This window comes from Catenulispora pinisilvae, assembly GCF_015356865.1.
Taxonomy (GTDB): domain Bacteria; phylum Actinomycetota; class Actinomycetes; order Streptomycetales; family Catenulisporaceae; genus Catenulispora; species Catenulispora pinisilvae.
In genome coordinates this window covers 1-16,686 of the sequence record NZ_JAAFZA010000227.1, presented here as the reverse complement: position 1 = coordinate 16,686, position 16,686 = coordinate 1, and the positions used below count along the sequence as shown (strand labels likewise).

General features: G+C 71.0%; 16 protein-coding genes. 10 read left to right on the top strand and 6 right to left on the bottom strand.

Features of this window, described 5'->3' with window-relative positions:
* From IZR01_RS51540 to IZR01_RS39410, 3 genes are all read left to right on the top strand, one after another.
* Nucleotides 1–254 (top strand): hypothetical protein (locus IZR01_RS51540; RefSeq protein WP_228561115.1); only part of this gene is annotated, 254 nt, incomplete at its 5' end.
* Nucleotides 236–2,884 (top strand): RodZ family helix-turn-helix domain-containing protein, encoded by a 2,649-nt coding sequence (locus IZR01_RS39415; protein ID WP_228561114.1) that lies wholly within the window; start codon nucleotides 236–238, stop codon nucleotides 2,882–2,884. The genes IZR01_RS51540 and IZR01_RS39415, both read left to right, overlap by 19 nt.
* A gap of 25 nt (nucleotides 2,885–2,909) precedes the next feature.
* A complete protein-coding gene (locus tag IZR01_RS39410) occupies nucleotides 2,910–3,902 on the top strand; it encodes an ROK family protein (protein ID WP_194926820.1) in 993 nt (330 codons plus the stop codon).
* 157 nt (nucleotides 3,903–4,059) lie between these two features.
* Here IZR01_RS39410 and IZR01_RS39405 read toward each other — a convergent pair whose 3' ends face one another.
* Both IZR01_RS39405 and IZR01_RS39400 read right to left on the bottom strand, forming a co-directional pair.
* Nucleotides 4,060–5,712, bottom strand: coding sequence for an MDR family MFS transporter (locus IZR01_RS39405; protein WP_228555499.1), 1,653 nt, complete (start codon nucleotides 5,710–5,712; stop codon nucleotides 4,060–4,062).
* The gene (locus tag IZR01_RS39400; RefSeq protein ID WP_194897412.1) at nucleotides 5,705–6,208 is read right to left on the bottom strand and encodes a MarR family winged helix-turn-helix transcriptional regulator; all 504 of its coding nucleotides are present in this window, start codon (nucleotides 6,206–6,208) and stop codon (nucleotides 5,705–5,707) included. The genes IZR01_RS39405 and IZR01_RS39400 overlap by 8 nt, the downstream gene beginning before the upstream one ends.
* 142 nt (nucleotides 6,209–6,350) lie before the next feature.
* Between IZR01_RS39400 and ilvA the strand changes: the two genes are divergently transcribed.
* From ilvA to IZR01_RS39380, 4 genes are all read left to right on the top strand, one after another.
* On the top strand, nucleotides 6,351–7,571 hold the full coding sequence (ilvA, locus tag IZR01_RS39395; protein ID WP_194897413.1) for a threonine ammonia-lyase: 1,221 nt from the start codon (nucleotides 6,351–6,353) through the stop codon (nucleotides 7,569–7,571).
* Nucleotides 7,572–7,655: 84 nt separating this feature from the next.
* Complete coding sequence (locus IZR01_RS39390; protein WP_194897414.1) at nucleotides 7,656–8,690, top strand: ATP-binding cassette domain-containing protein; 1,035 nt, start codon at nucleotides 7,656–7,658, stop codon at nucleotides 8,688–8,690.
* Entirely contained in the window at nucleotides 8,687–9,544 is an 858-nt protein-coding gene (locus IZR01_RS39385) for an ABC transporter permease (protein ID WP_194897415.1), read from the top strand. Before IZR01_RS39390 ends, IZR01_RS39385 begins: the two co-directional genes overlap by 4 nt.
* Nucleotides 9,545–9,652: 108 nt before the next feature.
* The gene (locus IZR01_RS39380; protein WP_194926819.1) at nucleotides 9,653–11,767 is read left to right on the top strand and encodes a serine/threonine-protein kinase; all 2,115 of its coding nucleotides are present in this window, start codon (nucleotides 9,653–9,655) and stop codon (nucleotides 11,765–11,767) included.
* Nucleotides 11,768–11,936: 169 nt separating this feature from the next.
* On the opposite strand, the gene greA is transcribed toward IZR01_RS39380, so the two are convergent.
* Nucleotides 11,937–12,431: a transcription elongation factor GreA gene (gene greA / locus IZR01_RS39375; RefSeq protein WP_194897417.1), complete on the bottom strand. Its 495-nt coding sequence runs from the start codon at nucleotides 12,429–12,431 to the stop codon at nucleotides 11,937–11,939.
* Nucleotides 12,432–12,551: 120 nt separating this feature from the next.
* Nucleotides 12,552–12,950: a DUF4307 domain-containing protein gene (locus IZR01_RS39370; protein WP_194897418.1), complete on the bottom strand. Its 399-nt coding sequence runs from the start codon at nucleotides 12,948–12,950 to the stop codon at nucleotides 12,552–12,554.
* A 101-nt stretch (nucleotides 12,951–13,051) separates the two neighbouring features.
* Between IZR01_RS39370 and mca the strand changes: the two genes are divergently transcribed.
* Nucleotides 13,052–13,990 (top strand): mycothiol conjugate amidase Mca, encoded by a 939-nt coding sequence (gene mca / locus IZR01_RS39365; RefSeq protein ID WP_194897419.1) that lies wholly within the window; start codon nucleotides 13,052–13,054, stop codon nucleotides 13,988–13,990.
* Between the two features lie 10 nt (nucleotides 13,991–14,000).
* Nucleotides 14,001–14,399: a hypothetical protein gene (locus IZR01_RS39360; protein ID WP_194897420.1), complete on the top strand. Its 399-nt coding sequence runs from the start codon at nucleotides 14,001–14,003 to the stop codon at nucleotides 14,397–14,399.
* A 32-nt stretch (nucleotides 14,400–14,431) separates the two neighbouring features.
* Here IZR01_RS39360 and IZR01_RS39355 read toward each other — a convergent pair whose 3' ends face one another.
* Together IZR01_RS39355 and arfB are read right to left on the bottom strand one after the other, a co-directional pair.
* Nucleotides 14,432–14,602: a hypothetical protein gene (locus IZR01_RS39355; protein WP_194926818.1), complete on the bottom strand. Its 171-nt coding sequence runs from the start codon at nucleotides 14,600–14,602 to the stop codon at nucleotides 14,432–14,434.
* Nucleotide 14,603: 1 nt separating this feature from the next.
* The gene (gene arfB / locus IZR01_RS39350; RefSeq protein WP_228561113.1) at nucleotides 14,604–15,098 is read right to left on the bottom strand and encodes an alternative ribosome rescue aminoacyl-tRNA hydrolase ArfB; all 495 of its coding nucleotides are present in this window, start codon (nucleotides 15,096–15,098) and stop codon (nucleotides 14,604–14,606) included.
* A gap of 66 nt (nucleotides 15,099–15,164) precedes the next feature.
* Between arfB and IZR01_RS39345 the strand changes: the two genes are divergently transcribed.
* The coding region (locus IZR01_RS39345; RefSeq protein WP_194926822.1) for a neutral/alkaline non-lysosomal ceramidase N-terminal domain-containing protein at nucleotides 15,165–16,686 on the top strand (1,522 nt) is incomplete at its 3' end.

The window sequence follows — 16,686 nt, the reverse complement described above, 5'->3', positions numbered from 1 at the left end:
GGTTTCGGGGGCGGACAGGGGTGCGGGGGCACTCGGCGCTGCTGGCGTTGGTGACGCTGCTGGCGCTGCCAGTGCTGCCGGGGTCGCCGGCTCGGCTGCGGCTGGCTCCGTCGGCTTGGCCGGTTTGGCCGGTTCGGCTGGCTCGGCAGGTTCGGCTCGCTCGACGGCCGGGCACGGCTCCGGCGCTGCACACGCTGCCGCTGGTTCGGCGGCGTTGCTGGCGTACCGGCGCGAGTTGGCCCTGGAGCGCCTGACCGAGTACTTCGGAAGCGGCTCCGAGCTGGCCGAGATCTTCGCCCACAGCTTGTCGGACGAGGCAGGCGAGCGTCCCTCGATGGCGCAGATCGCCGAGGCGTTGCGGGCCCACCCGCTGGCCGAACTGGCACCGCCGCCGATCGTGACAGAACGCGTGGCGGCAGCCGCAGCGGCGCTGGCCCTGGCGGCCGAGGCGCGAACCGATTCGCTGGCGTCGAGCGTCGAAGACGCGGACTCCGGCGCGTGGACCCCCGCCGTGAGCCCCACAGCCGGCGCCGCCCGCAAGGACTCGATCCCGCTCGCCGAGGCGGAGGCCACCACCGCGGCAGCGGTCGCCGCAGCGGTGGCGGCGGCACTGGCCGAAGCCGAAGAACGACACCGCAACAAGCTCAACGCGACCGAGGCACGCCACGGCCTGAACCTCGAGGCCGCACGCACGTCCCACGCCACGGAACGCGCAGCGGCCACCGCTGCCGCCGCAGCAGCACTCGCCGCGGTCGAGGAGCGGCACGCGGCGGAGCTGGAGTCGGCGCGCGCCGAGCACGCATCGCTTGCGGAGAAGGCGCTTGCGGCTGCGACTGGCGCCGCGGTGGCGGCTGCTGTCGCGGAGGCTGAGGAACGGCATCGCGCGGAGCTGGAGTCGGTGCGGGCCGAGCATGCCTCGGTCGGCGAGGAGGCGCTTGCGGTTGCGGCCGGAGCTGCCGTCGCGGCTGCTGTCGTGGAAGCCGAGGAACGCCACCGCGCGGAGTTGGCCGGCAGCGAGGAGCGGCATTCCGGCGAGCTGGAGTCTGCGCAGGCCGAGCACGCGTCTGCTGCCGAGCTAGCAATCGCGGCTGCGGTCGCGGCAGCTGTCGCCGAGGCAGAGGAACGGCACGCTGCCGAGTCCGCGAGCCACGCCGAGGCGGCGGAAGTCGCGCTGGCCGCAGCAGTCGCAGCCGCGGTGGCGGAACTCGAGGCGCGGCACTTGGCGGAGCTCGCGGCGGCGGAGGCGAAGCAGGCTGCTGCGATAGAGGCCGCGAGTGCGGCTGCGGTCGCGGCGGCGCTTGCTGAGGCGGCGGCCAGCGCTGAGACGCAGCAGCTGCCAGCTCAGAGTTCGGCGGGGGCAGGTACGGCTGCGGGTGTGTTGGCGGCTGGCGCTGTGGGAGTGGTGATCGGCGCTGAGTTGTTCGGCTCCGAGGCCGCAGCAGCCGGTTCAGCGGCGAGCGGTGGAGCGGCAAACGGCGCTGCGGCAGGCATGGCAAGCGGTTCCGCTGCGGGTGCGGTGATCGGTGCGGAGTTGGCTGGCGCCGAGGCCGCAGCTGCCGGTTCGGCGGCGAGTGGTGGAGCAGCTAACGGCGCCGCGGCTGGCGCGGCAAGTGGTTCCGCTGCGGGTGTGTTGGCGGCTGGCGCTGCGGGTGCGGTGATTGGTGCGGAGTTGGCTGGCGCCGAGACTGCTTCAGCTGCGGGTGCGGCAGGTAGTGCAGCAGCAACTGGTGCTGTGGCCGGCACGGCAGGCGGGGCGGGTGCGATAGGTGGCGCGGCGGAGAGCGGTTCGGCGGCGGGCGTCGCCAGCGGTGCAGCGGCAAACGGATCTGCGGCAGGCGCGGCAGGCAGTGCAGCGGCAACTGGCGCTGCGGCTGGTATGGCGGGCGGCGCGGTGGCGAGCGGTTCGGCAGCAGGTGTCGCCAGTGGCGCGGCGGCAAATGGTTCGGCAGCGGGTGTCGCCACCGGCGCGGCAGCAAGCGGCGCAATAGCAGGCGCGGCGCTCGCCGGCGCAGCCAGCAGCGGTGGTTCAGCCGGCGGTGCATCCGGAGCTGCCGCCGCCGCAGCAGCCGCCGCCCCGAAGCCGAAGCCGTGGCTCCTAGCCTCCGGCGGCATCCTCATCGGCGTGGTGGTCGGCATCGGGATCGGCTACGCCGTCCACAGCTCCGGCTCCAGCTCCACGTCCACCGCGCTGCCGGTCTCGACCGCGTCCAGCATCGGCGGCTCGCCCTCGCTCCCCAACGCCAACGCCAACGCCAACGCCAACGCCAACGCCAGCGCCAGCGCCAGCGCCAGCGCCTCCGGTGCCGTGCCCGGCATCTCGCCCAGCGGCTCGGGGAACGTCACCACCGGCGGCGCGAGTGGCCCCGGCGCGAGCGGTCCCGGCGTCAGCGCGTCTGGCACTAACAGCGGATCCAGCGCAGGCGTGCCCAGTGGGGCAGCATCCGGCGGCAACGGCAGCCCCTCGACCGCCCCCGCGGGCGGGGCGTCCGGCGGCGCGTCACCCACCGCCCCGTCAGCCACCGCCGGCGGCCCCTCCGCACCGGCCGGTCCCGGAGCCAGCCCCGTAGGCGCGCCCACGGGGTCCAACACCGCTCCCAACGACACCGCGCCCTCGGCTGCGCAACCCACTTCCCCGCAGCAAGCCGTAGCTCAAATCACCGTCGTCATCGCCACCCAGGTCACCGACACCAACGCCAAGTCGGCCCTCACCAACGCCGTCAACCAGCTCAAGCCGGCCCTGCCCGGCTCCAACGCCTACAACGAGGCGCTGGCCGGTCTCACCGAGACCATCGCGGCGCAGCTGAATCAGGGCTCGATCACCCCGGCCACCGCGCAGGCGCTGCGCCAGCAGGTCACCTATCTGCAGGGCTTCTCTGGAAGCTGATACAAAACCGCCTAAGGTGTCCACCATGACGGTGACTGACACCTTCGGGAGCGCCCCAGACAGCCCCGACGCATCCGAAGCCCCGGTACTGGCGATCGACATCGGCGGCACGAAAATGGCGGTCGGCGCGGTCGATGCGCGGGGCGAGGTGCTGGCCTCGTTCCGGGCGCCGACGCCGGCCGGGGCGGATGCGGATGGCGAGGTGCTGTACGCCACCCTGCTCGACGCCGTCGACCACCTGCCCTACGAGCGCGGCGCGTTCCGGGCGGTGGGTGTGGGGTGCGGTGGGCCTATGCGGTGGCCGGCCGGGGAGGTGTCGCCGCTCAACATCCCCGGGTGGCGCGGGTTTCCGTTGCGGTGGCGGCTGGAGGCAGACTTCCAGCGGGACGTGCGGTTGCACAACGACGCGATCTGCCTGGCCGCCGCCGAGCACTGGCAGGGGGCCGGGCGCGGGGCCGCGAACATGCTGGGGATGGTCGTCTCGACCGGGGTCGGGGGCGGCCTGATCCTCGGCGACCGGCTCATCGACGGGGCCAAGGGCAACGCCGGGCACATCGGGCACATCGTCGTGGACCAGGAGACGCCCTGTGCCTGCGGCGGCACCGGCTGCCTGGAGGCTGTCGCGAGTGGACCACGCATGGCCGCGTGGGCGGCGGCGCAGGGGTGGCGCGCCGGGCAGGAGAGCCGCACCGGCAAGGACCTGACCGACGACGCCCGGGCCGGCGACGGCATCGCCGAGGCCGCCTTCACCCGCGCCGGTACCGCACTCGGCGTCGCCATCGCCGGCGCGGCCGCGCTGTGCGACCTGGAGTTGGTGACGATCGGCGGCGGCATCGTGCAGGCCGGCGAGCTGCTGTTCGAGCCCCTGCGCGGCGCGCTCCACCGGCACGCGCGCCTGGACTTCACCAAGAATCTGAAGGTGGTTCCGGCCGATCTCGGTCAGGACGCCGGCCTGGTCGGCGCGGCGGCGCTGATCCTGCGCGGTGACGCGTACTGGTCGGCGGACCGCGCGGACTGACTTGGCGGACCGCGCGGACTGACCTGGCGGACGTCGGCTCCCGCGGCTGACCAATAACCCCCTGAACCGGAACCCACTGAATCAGGCCACAAAAACATCGCGGCCGCCCGGGAAACCCCAGGCGGCCACAGTGTTCTTAGTTGTGCGCACTAAATATTTAGTGCGCCATAGCCGGCGCCTCGACATCCGACGACCCCGCCTGCTTGGCGACATCGGCCGGCGCCATCGAGCGCAGCTTGTGCTCCTTCAGGAACCAGCTGGCGACCCAGGCGATCAGGCTGAGTGCGGCGCCCACCAGGAACACCGTCGACAGCGCCTGCGTGAACGAGTGGATCAGCACGTGCTGCACCGCGGCCGGGAGCTTGCCCATCGCGTCCTGGCTCTGCAGGATCTCCATGCCGTGCTCGCGCACCGGCGCCAGGGCCGCGCCGGGACCGGCGTTGCTCTTCAGGTGGCTGGTCAGCTGGTTGGTCAGGATCGCGCCCATGATGGCCGCGCCGAAGGTCTGGCCCAGGGAGCGGAAGAAGGTGGTCGACGTGGTCGCCACGCCCATGTCCTTCATGTCCACGGCGTTCTGCACGGCCAGCACCAGCACCTGCATCGTGGCGCCCAGGCCCAGGCCGACGATGAACATGAACAGCCCGGCCAGGACGAAGTTGGTGTTCTCGTCCATGGTGGTCATCAGGCCCAGGCCCACGGTGGTCGTCGCGATGCCGGCGATCGGGAAGAACCGGTAGCGGCCGGTCTTGCTGATGATCCGGCCGGAGCTGATCGAGGTGGCCAGCAGGCCGACCATCATCGGCAGCATCCGCAGGCCGGCCTTGGTCGGGCTGTCGAAGTTCACGACCTGGAAGTAGAACGGGATGTACATCATCGCGCCCATCATCACCATGCCGATGAGGAAGCCCATAATGTTCGAGACCCGGAAGACCGCGCCGCGGAACAGGCGCATCGGCAGGATCGGCTCCGGCGTGCGGATCTCCCACAGGACGAACGCCACCAGGAGCAGGACGCCGGCGATCGCCAGGCCGATGATGACCGGGGAGCCCCAGGCGTACTGCTGGCCGCCCATCTGCGCCGCCAGCAGCAGGCCCACCACGCCGGCCACGACCAGCGTCGCGCCGATGTAGTCGATGGTCGCCTTCATCCGGCGCTTGGGCAGGTGCAGCACGGCGCTGATGACGAACAGCGCGATGATGCCGATCGGCAGGTTGACGTAGAACACCCAGCGCCAGCCGGTGATGCCCAGGATCGCGTTGTGCTCGGTGAAGATGCCGCCGAGCAGCGGGCCGGCCACCATCGCCAGCATGAACACGCCGCCGAACAGGCCCTGGTACTTGCCGCGCTCGCGGGGCGGGACCACGTCGCCGACGATGGCGAAGGTCAGGCCCATGATGCCGCCGGCGCCCAGGCCCTGCAGCGCGCGGAAGGCGATCAGCTGGTCCAGGTTCTGCGACAGGCCGGACAGCGCCGAGCCGGTGAGGAACAGCGCGATCGCGATCATGTACAGCGGCTTGCGGCCGAACAGGTCCGAGAGCTTGCCGTAGATCGGAGTGGCCGCGGTGGAGGCCAGCACGTAGGCGGTGGTCACCCAGGGCATCCGGGCCAGGCCGTTCTGGCCGCCGATGTCGCCGATGATGGTGCGGATGGCGGTGCTGACAATCGTGTTGTCCAGCGAGGCCAGCAGCAGGCCCAGCATCAGGGAGCCGAAGACCACCAGGATCTGCTTGTGGCTCATGGTCGAGCCCTCGGCTACCTGTGGTGCCGGAGGGCTCGTTATGTTCTCGGGTTCGGCGGTCTTCTCAGTCATTCTCGGTTCCGTCTTCCGTTGTGGGGCCGTTCTTTGGTTCAGCGCTTTTGGCGATGAGGGCACTGAAGTCCTCGACGTAGCGGGTCATCAGCTGGGAAAGGGTCCGCAGGTCCTGCGGCTCCCAGTGGTCGAAGCCCTCACGCATGGCGTCGATGCGCTTCTGCCAGAAGTCTTGGATGTGCTTCTGGCCGAGTTCGGTCACGTGCAGTTGGGTGGCGCGCCGGTCGGAGGCGTCGGCGACCTTCTCGACCAGGCCGTCGGCCTCCAGGTGGGCGACGTGGCGGGAGACGGTCGACTGGTCCAGGAACAGGTTCTTGGCCAGGTCGCTGGACCGTACCGGCCCGCACTTGGCCAGCATTCCCAGCGCGGCGACCTGCCCGCCCTCGGGCTCCTTGCGGGAGCGCATGATGCGCTGGAACAACATGCCCATGGTCTTGCCGAGCTCGCTGTACTCCTCGTCGGTGAGGGGGGTGCCGGAGCTCTCGTCGCCGTTCATCGTCCTTCTCGTCTCCGTGTGGATGGCGGGCCGCTGGGTCAGGATGCTTGGTTGCTGCAAGCATATACCTGGATGCATGCGCCATGCAAGTAGTTTCGGACGGTGGCTCGTGGGGCCGACGGTGACCTGCGAGACTGGGATCATGTCAACGGCGACTGTGACCCTGGAAGACATCGAGCAGGCGCGTGACCTGCTGGAAGGTGTGGCGCGCAGGACCCCGCTGGAGGGTTCGCGCAGCATCTCCGAGCAGGTCGGGGGACATGTGCACTTCAAGTGCGAGAACCTGCAGCGGACCGGGTCGTTCAAGATCCGCGGGGCGTATGTGCGGATCGCCAACCTGTCGGCCGCCGAGCGGGCCAACGGGGTGGTCGCGGCCAGCGCCGGGAACCACGCGCAGGGCGTGGCGCTGGCGGCGTCGCTGCTGGACAGCAAGTCGACGGTGTTCATGCCCGAGGGCGCGCCGCTGCCGAAGGTGGCCGCGACCGAGGCCTACGGCGCGCACGTGCGGTTCGCCGGGCACACCGTGGACGAGGCACTGATCGCGGCCCGCGCCTTCGCCGCCGAGACCGGCGCCACCTTCATCCACCCCTTCGACCACCCCGACGTGATCGCCGGGCAGGGCACGGTCGGGCTGGAGATCCTGGAGCAGTGCCCCGAGGTGCGCACCATCGTGGTCTCGGTCGGCGGCGGCGGGCTGCTGGCCGGGGTGGCGGCGGCGGTCAAGGCGGTCCGGCCGGACGTGCGGGTGGTCGGCGTGCAGGCGGCCGGGGCCGCGGCCTACCCGCCCTCGATGGCCGCCGGCAAGCCGGTGCAGCTGCCCGCGATGGCGACGATGGCCGACGGCATCGCCGTCGGACGGCCCGGCGACCTGCCGTTCGACCTGATCACCCGGCTCGCCGACGAGATCCGCGTGGTCTCCGAGGAGTCGCTGTCCAAGGCGATGCTGCTGTTGCTGGAGCGGGCCAAACTGGTCGCCGAACCGGCCGGCGCCGCAGCCGTCGCGGCCGTGATGGACGACGCCCGCGGCTTCGAGGCACCCGTGGTCGCGCTGCTGTCCGGCGGCAACATAGACCCGCTGCTGATGATGCGCATGATCCGGCACGGCCTGGTCTCCGCCGGCCGCTTCCTGGCCCTGCGCCTGCGCATCCCCGACCGCCCCGGCGCGCTGGCGAAGCTGCTGAGCGAGCTCGGCGAGGCGGACGCGAACGTGATGGACATCGAGCACCTGTGGACCCGCCCCTCGCTGGCCTTCGGCGAGGTCGAGGTGGCGCTGCAACTGGAGACGCGGGGGATCGCGCACGCTGAGACGCTGATTTCGCGGCTGCGGGCGGCCGGGTATCAGCCGGAGCCGACTTCGTTCTGAGACGCATCGACTATTCATCCATTCGGCCTACCGCCAGCGATCACGCGCGCACATAGTGTCGGAAGCCTCATCTACGGTCGGTCCATGGCAGCAATCGAGGCCGAAGGTCTGGTCAAGATCTACGGCGGAGGCAAGAAGACCAAGGAGGTCCGCGCCCTTGACGGTGTGGACCTCGCGGTGCCGGAGGGCGCCATTCTGGGGCTGCTCGGGCCGAACGGGGCGGGGAAGACCACCGCGGTGCGGGTGCTGACCACGCTGTTGCGGCCGGACGCCGGTAGTGCGCGGGTGCTCGGGATCGACGTGCTGCGCAAGCCGAACGAGGTGCGGCGGGTGATTGGGTTGTCCGGGCAGTACGCGGCGGTCGACGAGAACCTGACCGGGCGGGAGAACCTGGTCATGGTCGGGCGGCTCTACCACATGGGGAAGGCCTCGGCCTTGAAGCGGGCGGGGGAGTTGTTGGACGAGTTCGCGCTCAGCGATGCCGCCGACCGGCCGTCCAAGACTTACTCCGGCGGGATGCGGCGGCGGCTGGACCTGGCGGCGGCGCTGGTGGTGAAGCCGCCGGTGATTTTCCTGGACGAGCCGACGACCGGGCTGGACCCGCGGACCCGGATCGCCATGTGGGATGTGATCGCCGGGCTGGTGAAGGGTGGGACCACGCTGCTGCTCACCACGCAGTACCTGGAGGAGGCCGACCGGCTGGCCGACTCGATCGCCGTGGTGGACCACGGCAAGGTGATCGCGCGGGGGACCGCGGACCAGCTCAAGGCGCAGATCGGCGGGGAGCGGCTACAGATCGTGGTCTCCGATCCGGATCGGCTCGGCGAGGCGGCGGCGCTGCTGGGCCGGATGGGGACGGCCGAGCCGCGGGTGCACGAGCCGACCCGGGAGATCCTGCTGCCGGTCTCCGGCGGGGCGCAGCTGCTGGTCGAGGCGATCCGGGAGCTGGACGGCCTGGGCATCAAGATCGACGACGTGGCGTTGCGCCGCCCCACCCTGGACGACGTGTTCCTCCAGCTCACCGGGCGTTCGGCTGAGGACGAGGAACAGGGCGGCGGCGATTTCGACGCCGGCCGAGGGGCCGGCGACGGCCAGGAGCCGCAGGAGGCAGCACGATGAGTTCGGACAGTCTGGCGCCCCCGGTCCCGCTCGGCGGGCACGGCCCGGCCACCGCCCTGCACGACGCCTGGGTCGTCACCCTGCGCAACCTGCGCCGGATGACCCGGATCCCGGAGATGGTGGTCTTCTCCTCGATCCAGCCCATCATGTTCGTGCTGCTGTTCGCCTATGTCTTCGGCGGCGCGATCCCGATCCCCGGCGCCGGCGGCGAGACCGCCTACCGTGAGTTCCTGCTGCCCGGCATCTTCGTGCAGACCCTGGCCTTCACCGCCGCGACCACCTCGGTGGGCCTGGCCGACGACCTGCACAAGGGCCTGATCGACCGGTTCCGCTCACTGCCTATTTCGCGCTCGGCGGTGCTGGCCGGCCGGACCACCGCGGACTGGTTGCAGAACCTGTTCGTGCTGGTGGTGATGGCGGCCTGCGGGCTGGTCGTCGGCTGGCGGATCCACGACGGGGTGCTCAAGGCGATCGCCGGGTTCGCGCTGCTGATGCTGTTCGCCTACGCGATGAGCTGGATCGGCGCCACGATCGGGCTGTCGGTGCGGACCGTGGAGGCGGCCAACACCATCGGCTTCATCTGGATCTTCCCGCTGACCTTCCTGTCCAACGCGTTCGTGCCCTCGCGCAAGATCTCGCCGCAGTGGCTGCAGGACGTCGCGGACTGGAATCCGGTCTCCTCGACCGTGCAGGCCTTGCGATCACTGTGGGGAAACCCTGATGGTTATGGGCCGACGGTGAAAATGCCGTGGCCGATCGAGCACGCCCCCTGGGTGTCGCTCTTCTGGTCACTTTTGATTTTGGCGGTGTTCGTCCCGCTGTCGGTGCGCAAGTACCGCTCGGTTTCGGCGTGAAATCGAGCACGATCCTGGCATGATCGAGCACCTCGGCAACCGACCCCGATGTTACGGCGTCATATTCTTGGGGAAAGGGGGCGCAACAAACAGCAGCAGGGGGGACCGATGGCAGGACCTAGACCGGGCGAGGTGTTGAACGACCGGTACGAGCTGATCGACCGCATCGGCGGCGGCTCGATGGGTGAGGTGTGGCGCGGCCGGGACTTGGTGCTGGGCCGCACCGTCGCGGTGAAGATCGTGCTGCCCGCGCTGCTGGACGCTCCGACCTTCCGGGCCCGCTTCGTCGCCGAGGCCCGGGTGATGGCCATGATGGACCACCCCGGCATCGTCGGCGTCTACGACTACGGCTACACCGACACCGCCGACCCGGACACCCCGGGCGCGGCGTTCCTGGTGATGGAGTTCATCGAGGGCGAGTCGCTGGACCGGGTGCTGGCCCGCACCGGGCCGCTGGAGCCCCGGTTCGCGATGAAGGTGCTGGCCTCGCTACTGGACGCGCTGGCCGCCGTGCACCGCACCGGCGTGGTGCACCGGGACGTGAAGCCGGCGAACGTGATGCTCACCGCCGGCGGCGTGGTGCTGGCCGACTTCGGCATCGCCCGCTCCCCGGAGTCGCTGGGCCTGACCGCCGCCGACGCGCTGATGGGCACCGTCCCGTACCTGGCTCCCGAGCTCTTCCACGCCGAGACCCCGACCCCGGGCGCCGACGTCTACGCCGTCGGCATCCTGGGCTACGAACTGCTGTCCGGCCGCCAGCCCTTCCAGGCCGCCAGCACCGCCGCCGTGATGTACATGCACATGCACGAGCCGCCACCGCCGTTGCCCGACTACGTCGCCGCCCCCGTCGTCGAGGTGCTGTGGCACGCGCTGGAGAAGGACCCGGCGCACCGCTGGGCCGACGGCGCCGAGATGGCCGAGGCGCTGCGGCACGTGCTGGCCGGCCCGGTCGAGGCCGGCGAGGACGTCGGCGCGGGCGGTATGCACGCCGGCTACTCCGGGACCCCCAGCGGCTACGAGGACACCCTGACCGACTCCGGCGGGCGCCGGCGTCGGCGGCCCGGCGCCGAGGCCGGATACGCGGCCGCGGGGGCTGTCGGGGCTGTCGGAGCTGCCGGCGCCGCTGCCGCCGCCGCTGCGGGCGGGTACGAAGAAGGGTTATACGGCGACGCCGGCCCGGCTGGCCGGTACGGTCGCGACGCGGCGTTCGGGGAGAACGCCGCGTCCGGCTTTGGCCCCGGGTACGGTCACGACGAATACGAGAACGGATATCCGGCGAGCTCGCCCTCCTACACCGACTCCTACACCGAGGCCGGCGGCCGTCACGGCCGGGTCAGCCCGCTGGAGGAGACCGCTCAGCTCAGCGCGCTGCCGGGAGCGATATCCGGTGCGATACCCGGCGCGATACCCGGAACCGCGCCGGGCGGCCTGCCCGGCGCGACCGCCCGGATGCCATACGCGGCCGACTTCCCGGCCGACGGCACCCGGGTCTACGAAGAGATACCGGCCTCCCTGGGCGACTCCGGAGGCCGCCGCGGCCACGCGGCCGTCCCGGACGGGACCCGCGTCTACGACGAGCTCCCGGCCTCTCTCGCCGACTCCGGCGGCCGGCGCGCGGGCTCCGGCTACGAGCCCGACGGCTACGACCCTGACGGCTACGACCCCGGAGAACCCCCGGTCCGCCGGCGCGGCGCGGCCGAGCCCTACCCGGGCGGCACCACCGGCCTCGGCGGCCGTGGCGGGGGTCTGCGCGGGGGTCTGCGGCCCGAGGTGCGCCGCAAGGCGCTCATCACCGCGGCGGTCGCCGTACCGGCCGTGCTGGGGCTCTCCGTGGCGCTGGCGATGAGTTCGTCCGGGAAGTCGCCAGATGGCGGCCAGCCCGCGCCGGGCCCCGCGCAGCAGACCGACGCGCCGACCGCAACCGGCACCGGGGACACCGTGCCGCCGACCGAGCCGATCCCCACCTCGACGAGCACGTACGAGCACACCTACTCGCATCACTCGCCCTCGTCGTACCCGAGCTACACCCACTCCTCGGCGGCCGGGACGCCCAGTTCCTCGGCCGACTCGAGCACCACCAGCCGGTCCGATCAGCCGACCGACACCAGCACCGCGTCGAGCTCCAGTTCCTCCGGCCTGCCGAGCTCGACGGACAGCAGTTCGCAGGGCCCGTCCTCGCCCTCGTCCACGCCGGCCTCGCATCCCACGTCGAGCCACAGCTGAGCCGGCGCTCGCCGAGCCGGGAATCAAAGCCCGAACACAAAGGAAGACGCGAACCAAAACCGAACCAAGCCCGAGCCAAAGCCCGAACCAGAACTCGAACATAAAGCAAGCGGCCCCCGCGTGGTCTGCACGCGAGGGCCGCTGCACGAAAGCGTGCCTGACGGCCGCCTCAACCGGTGTACGGCTTGGCGTCGATCAGCTTCACCATCATCGGCTTGCCGTTGGGGAGCTCGTACTCGGCCCGCTCCCCGATCTTCTTGCCGTTGATCGCACCGCCCAGCGGCGACCGCGTCGAGTAGACCTCCATGTTGTCGGCGGCGTCCTCGCGCGAGCCGAGCAGGAAGGTCAGGGTGTCGTCCTCGTCGCCGTCGAAGGCGATGGTCACCACCGCGCCGGGCACCGCCACGCCGGACTCCACCGAGTCGCCGACCCGGGCGTGCTCCAGGAGCTGGGTGAGCTGACGGATGCGCAGCTCGATCTTGCCCTGCTCCTCCTTGGCCGCGTGGTAGCCGCCGTTCTCGCGGAGGTCGCCCTCTTCCCGAGCGGCCTCGATCTTCTGCGCGATCTCGACGCGGCCCGGTCCCGACAGTTGATCCAACTCGGCGGTGAGCCGGTCGTAGGCGTCCTGGGTCAGCCAGGTGACGCTGTCGTTGGTCTGGGTCACGGGTACTCCTAGGGGTTCTACTCATTGAGGGACCGTGCTTTTCAGTCACGCACAGAATGGCGATCGTAACAAGGAGCACGGACGGATAACGCCGGGTGAATCAGCTGTGGACGCCGGGGCCTAGTTGAGCTGGCAGTCCAGTACTTCGCCGCTGATCGCCCGGCTGCTGGTCCGGATCGTCGCGCTGAGCACCTGGGTCCGGTGGCCGATGGGGACCGGGACATCCAGTCGGCCCACCTCGTTCCCGCCGTAGTCCCGGGCCCGCACGGTACAGGTCGCGGCCCGGTCGCTCTGCCGGTCGTCCACCTGGAAGCGGACGTCGACCGCGTGGTCAGAGGTAACCTGGTACCCCAAGACCGTCGCGTTCAGCGTCGGGGAGGCCTGCTTCAGGCCGATATACGACACCACGCCTGTGAGCGCGAGCACACCCGCCACGGCCAGGGTGATCCGCGAACGTCTGGACAGGCCGGAGGAACGCGCGTAGCGCGCGACCACCTCGTCCTGCACCTCGGACGTCAACTCGGTTCACCTGGCCTTCATCGGACTGAGCGCGATTCGGATGTGCGCAGTGTCGGACTCGTGCGCCAGTATATTCGGGCGGCTACTGATGGAGGAACACCGTGACGCATGAACTGCGCCTGATGACCGTCCACGCGCACCCGGACGACGAGTCCAGCAAGGGTGCGGCCACCGCCGCGCGTTACGTCCGCGAGGGGGTGGACGTGTTGGTGGTCACCTGCACCGACGGCTCCCGCGGGGACATTCTCAACCCGCAGCTGAAGAAGGACCCGGCGGTCCAGGCCGAGATCGAGGCCAACCTGCTGGACGTCCGCCGCAAGGAGATGGACCGGGCCCGGGAGATCCTGGGCGTGCGCCAGGAGTGGCTGGGCTTCGTCGACTCCGGCCTGCCCGAGGGCGACCCGCTGCCGCCGCTGCCCGAGGGCTGCTTCGCCCTCCAGGACCTGGAGACCGCCGCGGAGCCGCTGGTCCGGCTGATCCGGCAGCAGCGCCCGCAGGTGATCGTCACCTACAACGAGAACGGCGGCTACCCGCACCCGGACCACATCATGACCCACAAGGTCACGGTCGCCGCCTTCGACGCGGCCGGTGACCCGACCAAGTACCCGGACGCCGGCGAGCCCTGGCAGCCGCTGAAGCTGTACTACGACGTGATGTGGTCCCTGGCCCGGCTGGAGGCCGAGCACCAGGAGCTGCTGGACCGTGGTCTGGAGTCCCCCTACTGGGAACTCCTGAAGGAACGCCAGACCTGGCCGCAGCGCGAGATCACGACCCGGGTCCCGGTCGGGGACTACTTCGAGATCCGCGACGCCGCCCTGAAGGCGCACGCCACCCAGATCGACCCCGACGGCCCGTTCTTCCGCACCCCGAACGACGTCCGGCGGGCGATCTGGCCGACCGAGGACTTCGAACTGGCCCGCTCGGTGATCGACACCACGCTGCCCGAGGACGACCTGTTCGCGGGCGTGCGCGAGTACGAGAAGGCGCAGTGCGGGGCCCAGGGGCAGGGTGTGCACGAGCCCGCCGGAGTCTGCTCGTAGACTGCGGGGCATGAACGCTGTGTCCGGATTGCTCACACCCGCCCAGCCGGTGCTCGCCAGCAGCCAAAGCCTCGACAAGACGAAGCCGGGGCTGGTCGCGTTCCTGATCGTGCTGGCGATCGGCGTCGCGCTGTGGGCCCTGTTGAAGAACATGGGCAAGCAGCTCGGCCGGGCCAAGGATCACTTCGAGGCCGAGGACGCGGCGCTGGCCGCCGTCGAGGCCGCCGCCCCGGCCACGGTCGGCACCGCCGAGGCGGTCGCCGAGGTGCCGAAGCAGCAGGACGGTCTGAAGAAGGATGTCCTGAAGAAGGACAGCCCGAAGAAGGACGGCCTGGCGAAGGACGGTATGAAGAGCGAGGCCAAGGCTAAGGCCAAGGGCGAGTCGGCGAAGGGCCCCGCGGCCGAGTAGCCGCGACGCTTCTCGCCGAGAGGGCGGCCCGCTCAAGCGCCTTGCGCGCCCTCCCGCACGGGTTTGAGGATCAGCATCCCCGAACCCGCCATCAGCGGTACCCCGGCGAGCCGGAGCCGGAGTTCGGGCGTGAGGCCGAGTTCGAGTTCGAGCCCGATCGTGAGGCCGAGTTCGAGCCCGATCGTGAGCCGGCCCGAACTCACATCAGTAGTCGTCCACCCGCCGCCGCAGCTGCTTCGTCTGCCCCCGCCGGGTCTTGTTCTCCAGCCGGCGCCGCGTGACCCCCGCCGGCGTCTTCTTCTCCCGGCGCGGTGCGGGCGGCGGGGCCAGCGCCTCGGCCAGCACCCGCGCCAGCCGCTCCCGGGCCGCCTCACGGTTCTGCAACTGCGAGCGCTGCTCGCTCGACGTCACCGTCAGCACCCCGTTCACCAGCCGCCCGGCCAGCGCCTGGGCGGCGCGCGACTTCAGCCACTGCGGCAGCGCCGTCGTCGCCAGCAGGTCGAACGAGAGTTCCGCGCGGCTGTCCGTGGTGTTGACGCCCTGGCCGCCGGGCCCGGCCGAGCGGGAGAAGCGCCAGGTGAGCTCCGCGGCCGGGATGACCGCCTCGGCTCGGTGCCGTCCGGAGTGGCTGCTCGCGGGCATGGCGTTGTAGCGGACTGCCAGGGGTCCGTTCACTCCGCTCGCCGTCTCGTCAGCCATGTCTTGATGGTCTCAGACCGTGGTGGTGCTTGACACCGGTTATCGGGTGCGCGTTACGTGATCCGCATGGGCTACCTGGCGGGGCGGGGCATCGCCGACATCACCGGGGAGATCGCCGAGTGCGGGCTCCTGGGCTACGGACTGCCGGAGCAACAGGCGGCGGGGCTGCACACCCGGCTGCGTGCCCGGGCCTTCGCGCTGGCCGACGGCGACCGCCGGCTGCTGCTCGTGGTCTGCGACCTGCCGCTGGTCTTCAGCAGTGTGACCCAGGCCGTCCTGCGCCGGCTGCCCTCCACCTACACCGCGGCGAACGTCGTCATCACCGCCACCCACACCCACTGCGGCCCCGGCGGCTACTCGCACCACGCCGTCTACAACAGCAACACCGGCGGCTTCCGGCCCCAGACGTTCCGCGCGATCGTCGACGGCATCGTGGAGGCCGCCCGCCGCGCCATCGCCGATCTGCGGCCCGCCGCCCTGCGCCTGAACCGCGGCGAACTGCACGGGGCCAGCGTCAACCGGGCCCGCCGCGCCTTCGAGCGGAATCCGGGTGCTGACAAGGCCGCCTTTCCGGACGCCGTGGACCCGGCGACCACGCTGCTGGCCATCGAGCGCGACGGCGCCCCGGTCGGTCTGATCAGCTGGTTCGCCGTCCACAACACCAGCATGACCAACCGCAGCCGGCTGGTCAGCGCGGACAACAAGGGCTACGCCGCGTACCACTGGGAGCGCGAGGTGTCAGGGATCGACTATCTCGACGGCGACGCCGAACCGCCCCTGGTCACCGCGTTCGCCCAGACCAACGCCGGGGACCTGTCGCCGAACCTGAACCTGCGGCCCGGCAGCGGCCCGACCGAGGACGAGTTCGAGAACACCCGGATCATCGGCACCCGGCAGTACGAAGCGGCGGCGAAACTGCTGGCGGCCAACGAGGACGCCGAGATCCTCGAGGGCGGATTGGACCACCGAATCGTCCACGTCGACATGGCCGCGGTCCGCGTCGGCCCCCGCTTCACCGGCGACGGCCTGTCGCACCGCACCTCGCACGCGGTCCCCGGCGCCACGGCCTTCGCCGGCGCCCTGCCCGACGGCCCGACCGGCTGGCGCTTCGTCGGCGCCGAGCAGAACCCGGTCCTGGACGCCTTGTCCCGCCATGGGATCTACCGCCTTTCGCACCGGCTCCAGGATTCGCAGGCCCCGAAGACGCTCGCCGCGCCCATCAGCCTCCTGAATCGCTTCGTCCCGTTCGGGCAGGAGGTCCTGCCGCTCCAGTTGCTGCGCATCGGGTCGCTGTATCTGCTCTGCCTGCCCTTCGAGGTGACGATCGTCGCGGGCCTGCGCCTGCGCCGCACCGTCGCCGAGTCCGTCGGTACCGATCCGGACCACGTCCTCATCCAGGGCTACGCGAACGCCTACGGCCACTACGTGACCACCCCCGAGGAGTACGACGCCCAGATGTACGAGGGCGCCAGCACCCTGTTCGGCCGCTGGCAGCTGCCGGCCCTGCAACAGCACGCCGCGCTGCTCGCCACGGCGATGCGCGACGGCCGGCCCGTCATCCCCGGCCGTCCGGCCCCGGACCTGGCTC

Bases quoted from the DNA above. Each gene is read 5' to 3' on its own strand.
- IZR01_RS39390 (WP_194897414.1), top strand. From the start codon at position 7,656: ATGGCAGCAATCGAGGCCGAAGGTCTGGTCAAGATCTACGGCGGAGGC.
- IZR01_RS39360 (WP_194897420.1), top strand. From the start codon at position 14,001: ATGAACGCTGTGTCCGGATTGCTCACACCCGCCCAGCCGGTGCTCGCC.
- IZR01_RS39410 (WP_194926820.1), top strand. From the start codon at position 2,910: ATGACGGTGACTGACACCTTCGGGAGCGCCCCAGACAGCCCCGACGCA.
- IZR01_RS39405 (WP_228555499.1), bottom strand. From the start codon at position 5,712: ATGACTGAGAAGACCGCCGAACCCGAGAACATAACGAGCCCTCCGGCA.
- IZR01_RS39400 (WP_194897412.1), bottom strand. From the start codon at position 6,208: ATGAACGGCGACGAGAGCTCCGGCACCCCCCTCACCGACGAGGAGTAC.
- arfB (WP_228561113.1), bottom strand. From the start codon at position 15,098: ATGGCTGACGAGACGGCGAGCGGAGTGAACGGACCCCTGGCAGTCCGC.
- IZR01_RS39380 (WP_194926819.1), top strand. From the start codon at position 9,653: ATGGCAGGACCTAGACCGGGCGAGGTGTTGAACGACCGGTACGAGCTG.
- ilvA (WP_194897413.1), top strand. From the start codon at position 6,351: ATGTCAACGGCGACTGTGACCCTGGAAGACATCGAGCAGGCGCGTGAC.
- IZR01_RS39385 (WP_194897415.1), top strand. From the start codon at position 8,687: ATGAGTTCGGACAGTCTGGCGCCCCCGGTCCCGCTCGGCGGGCACGGC.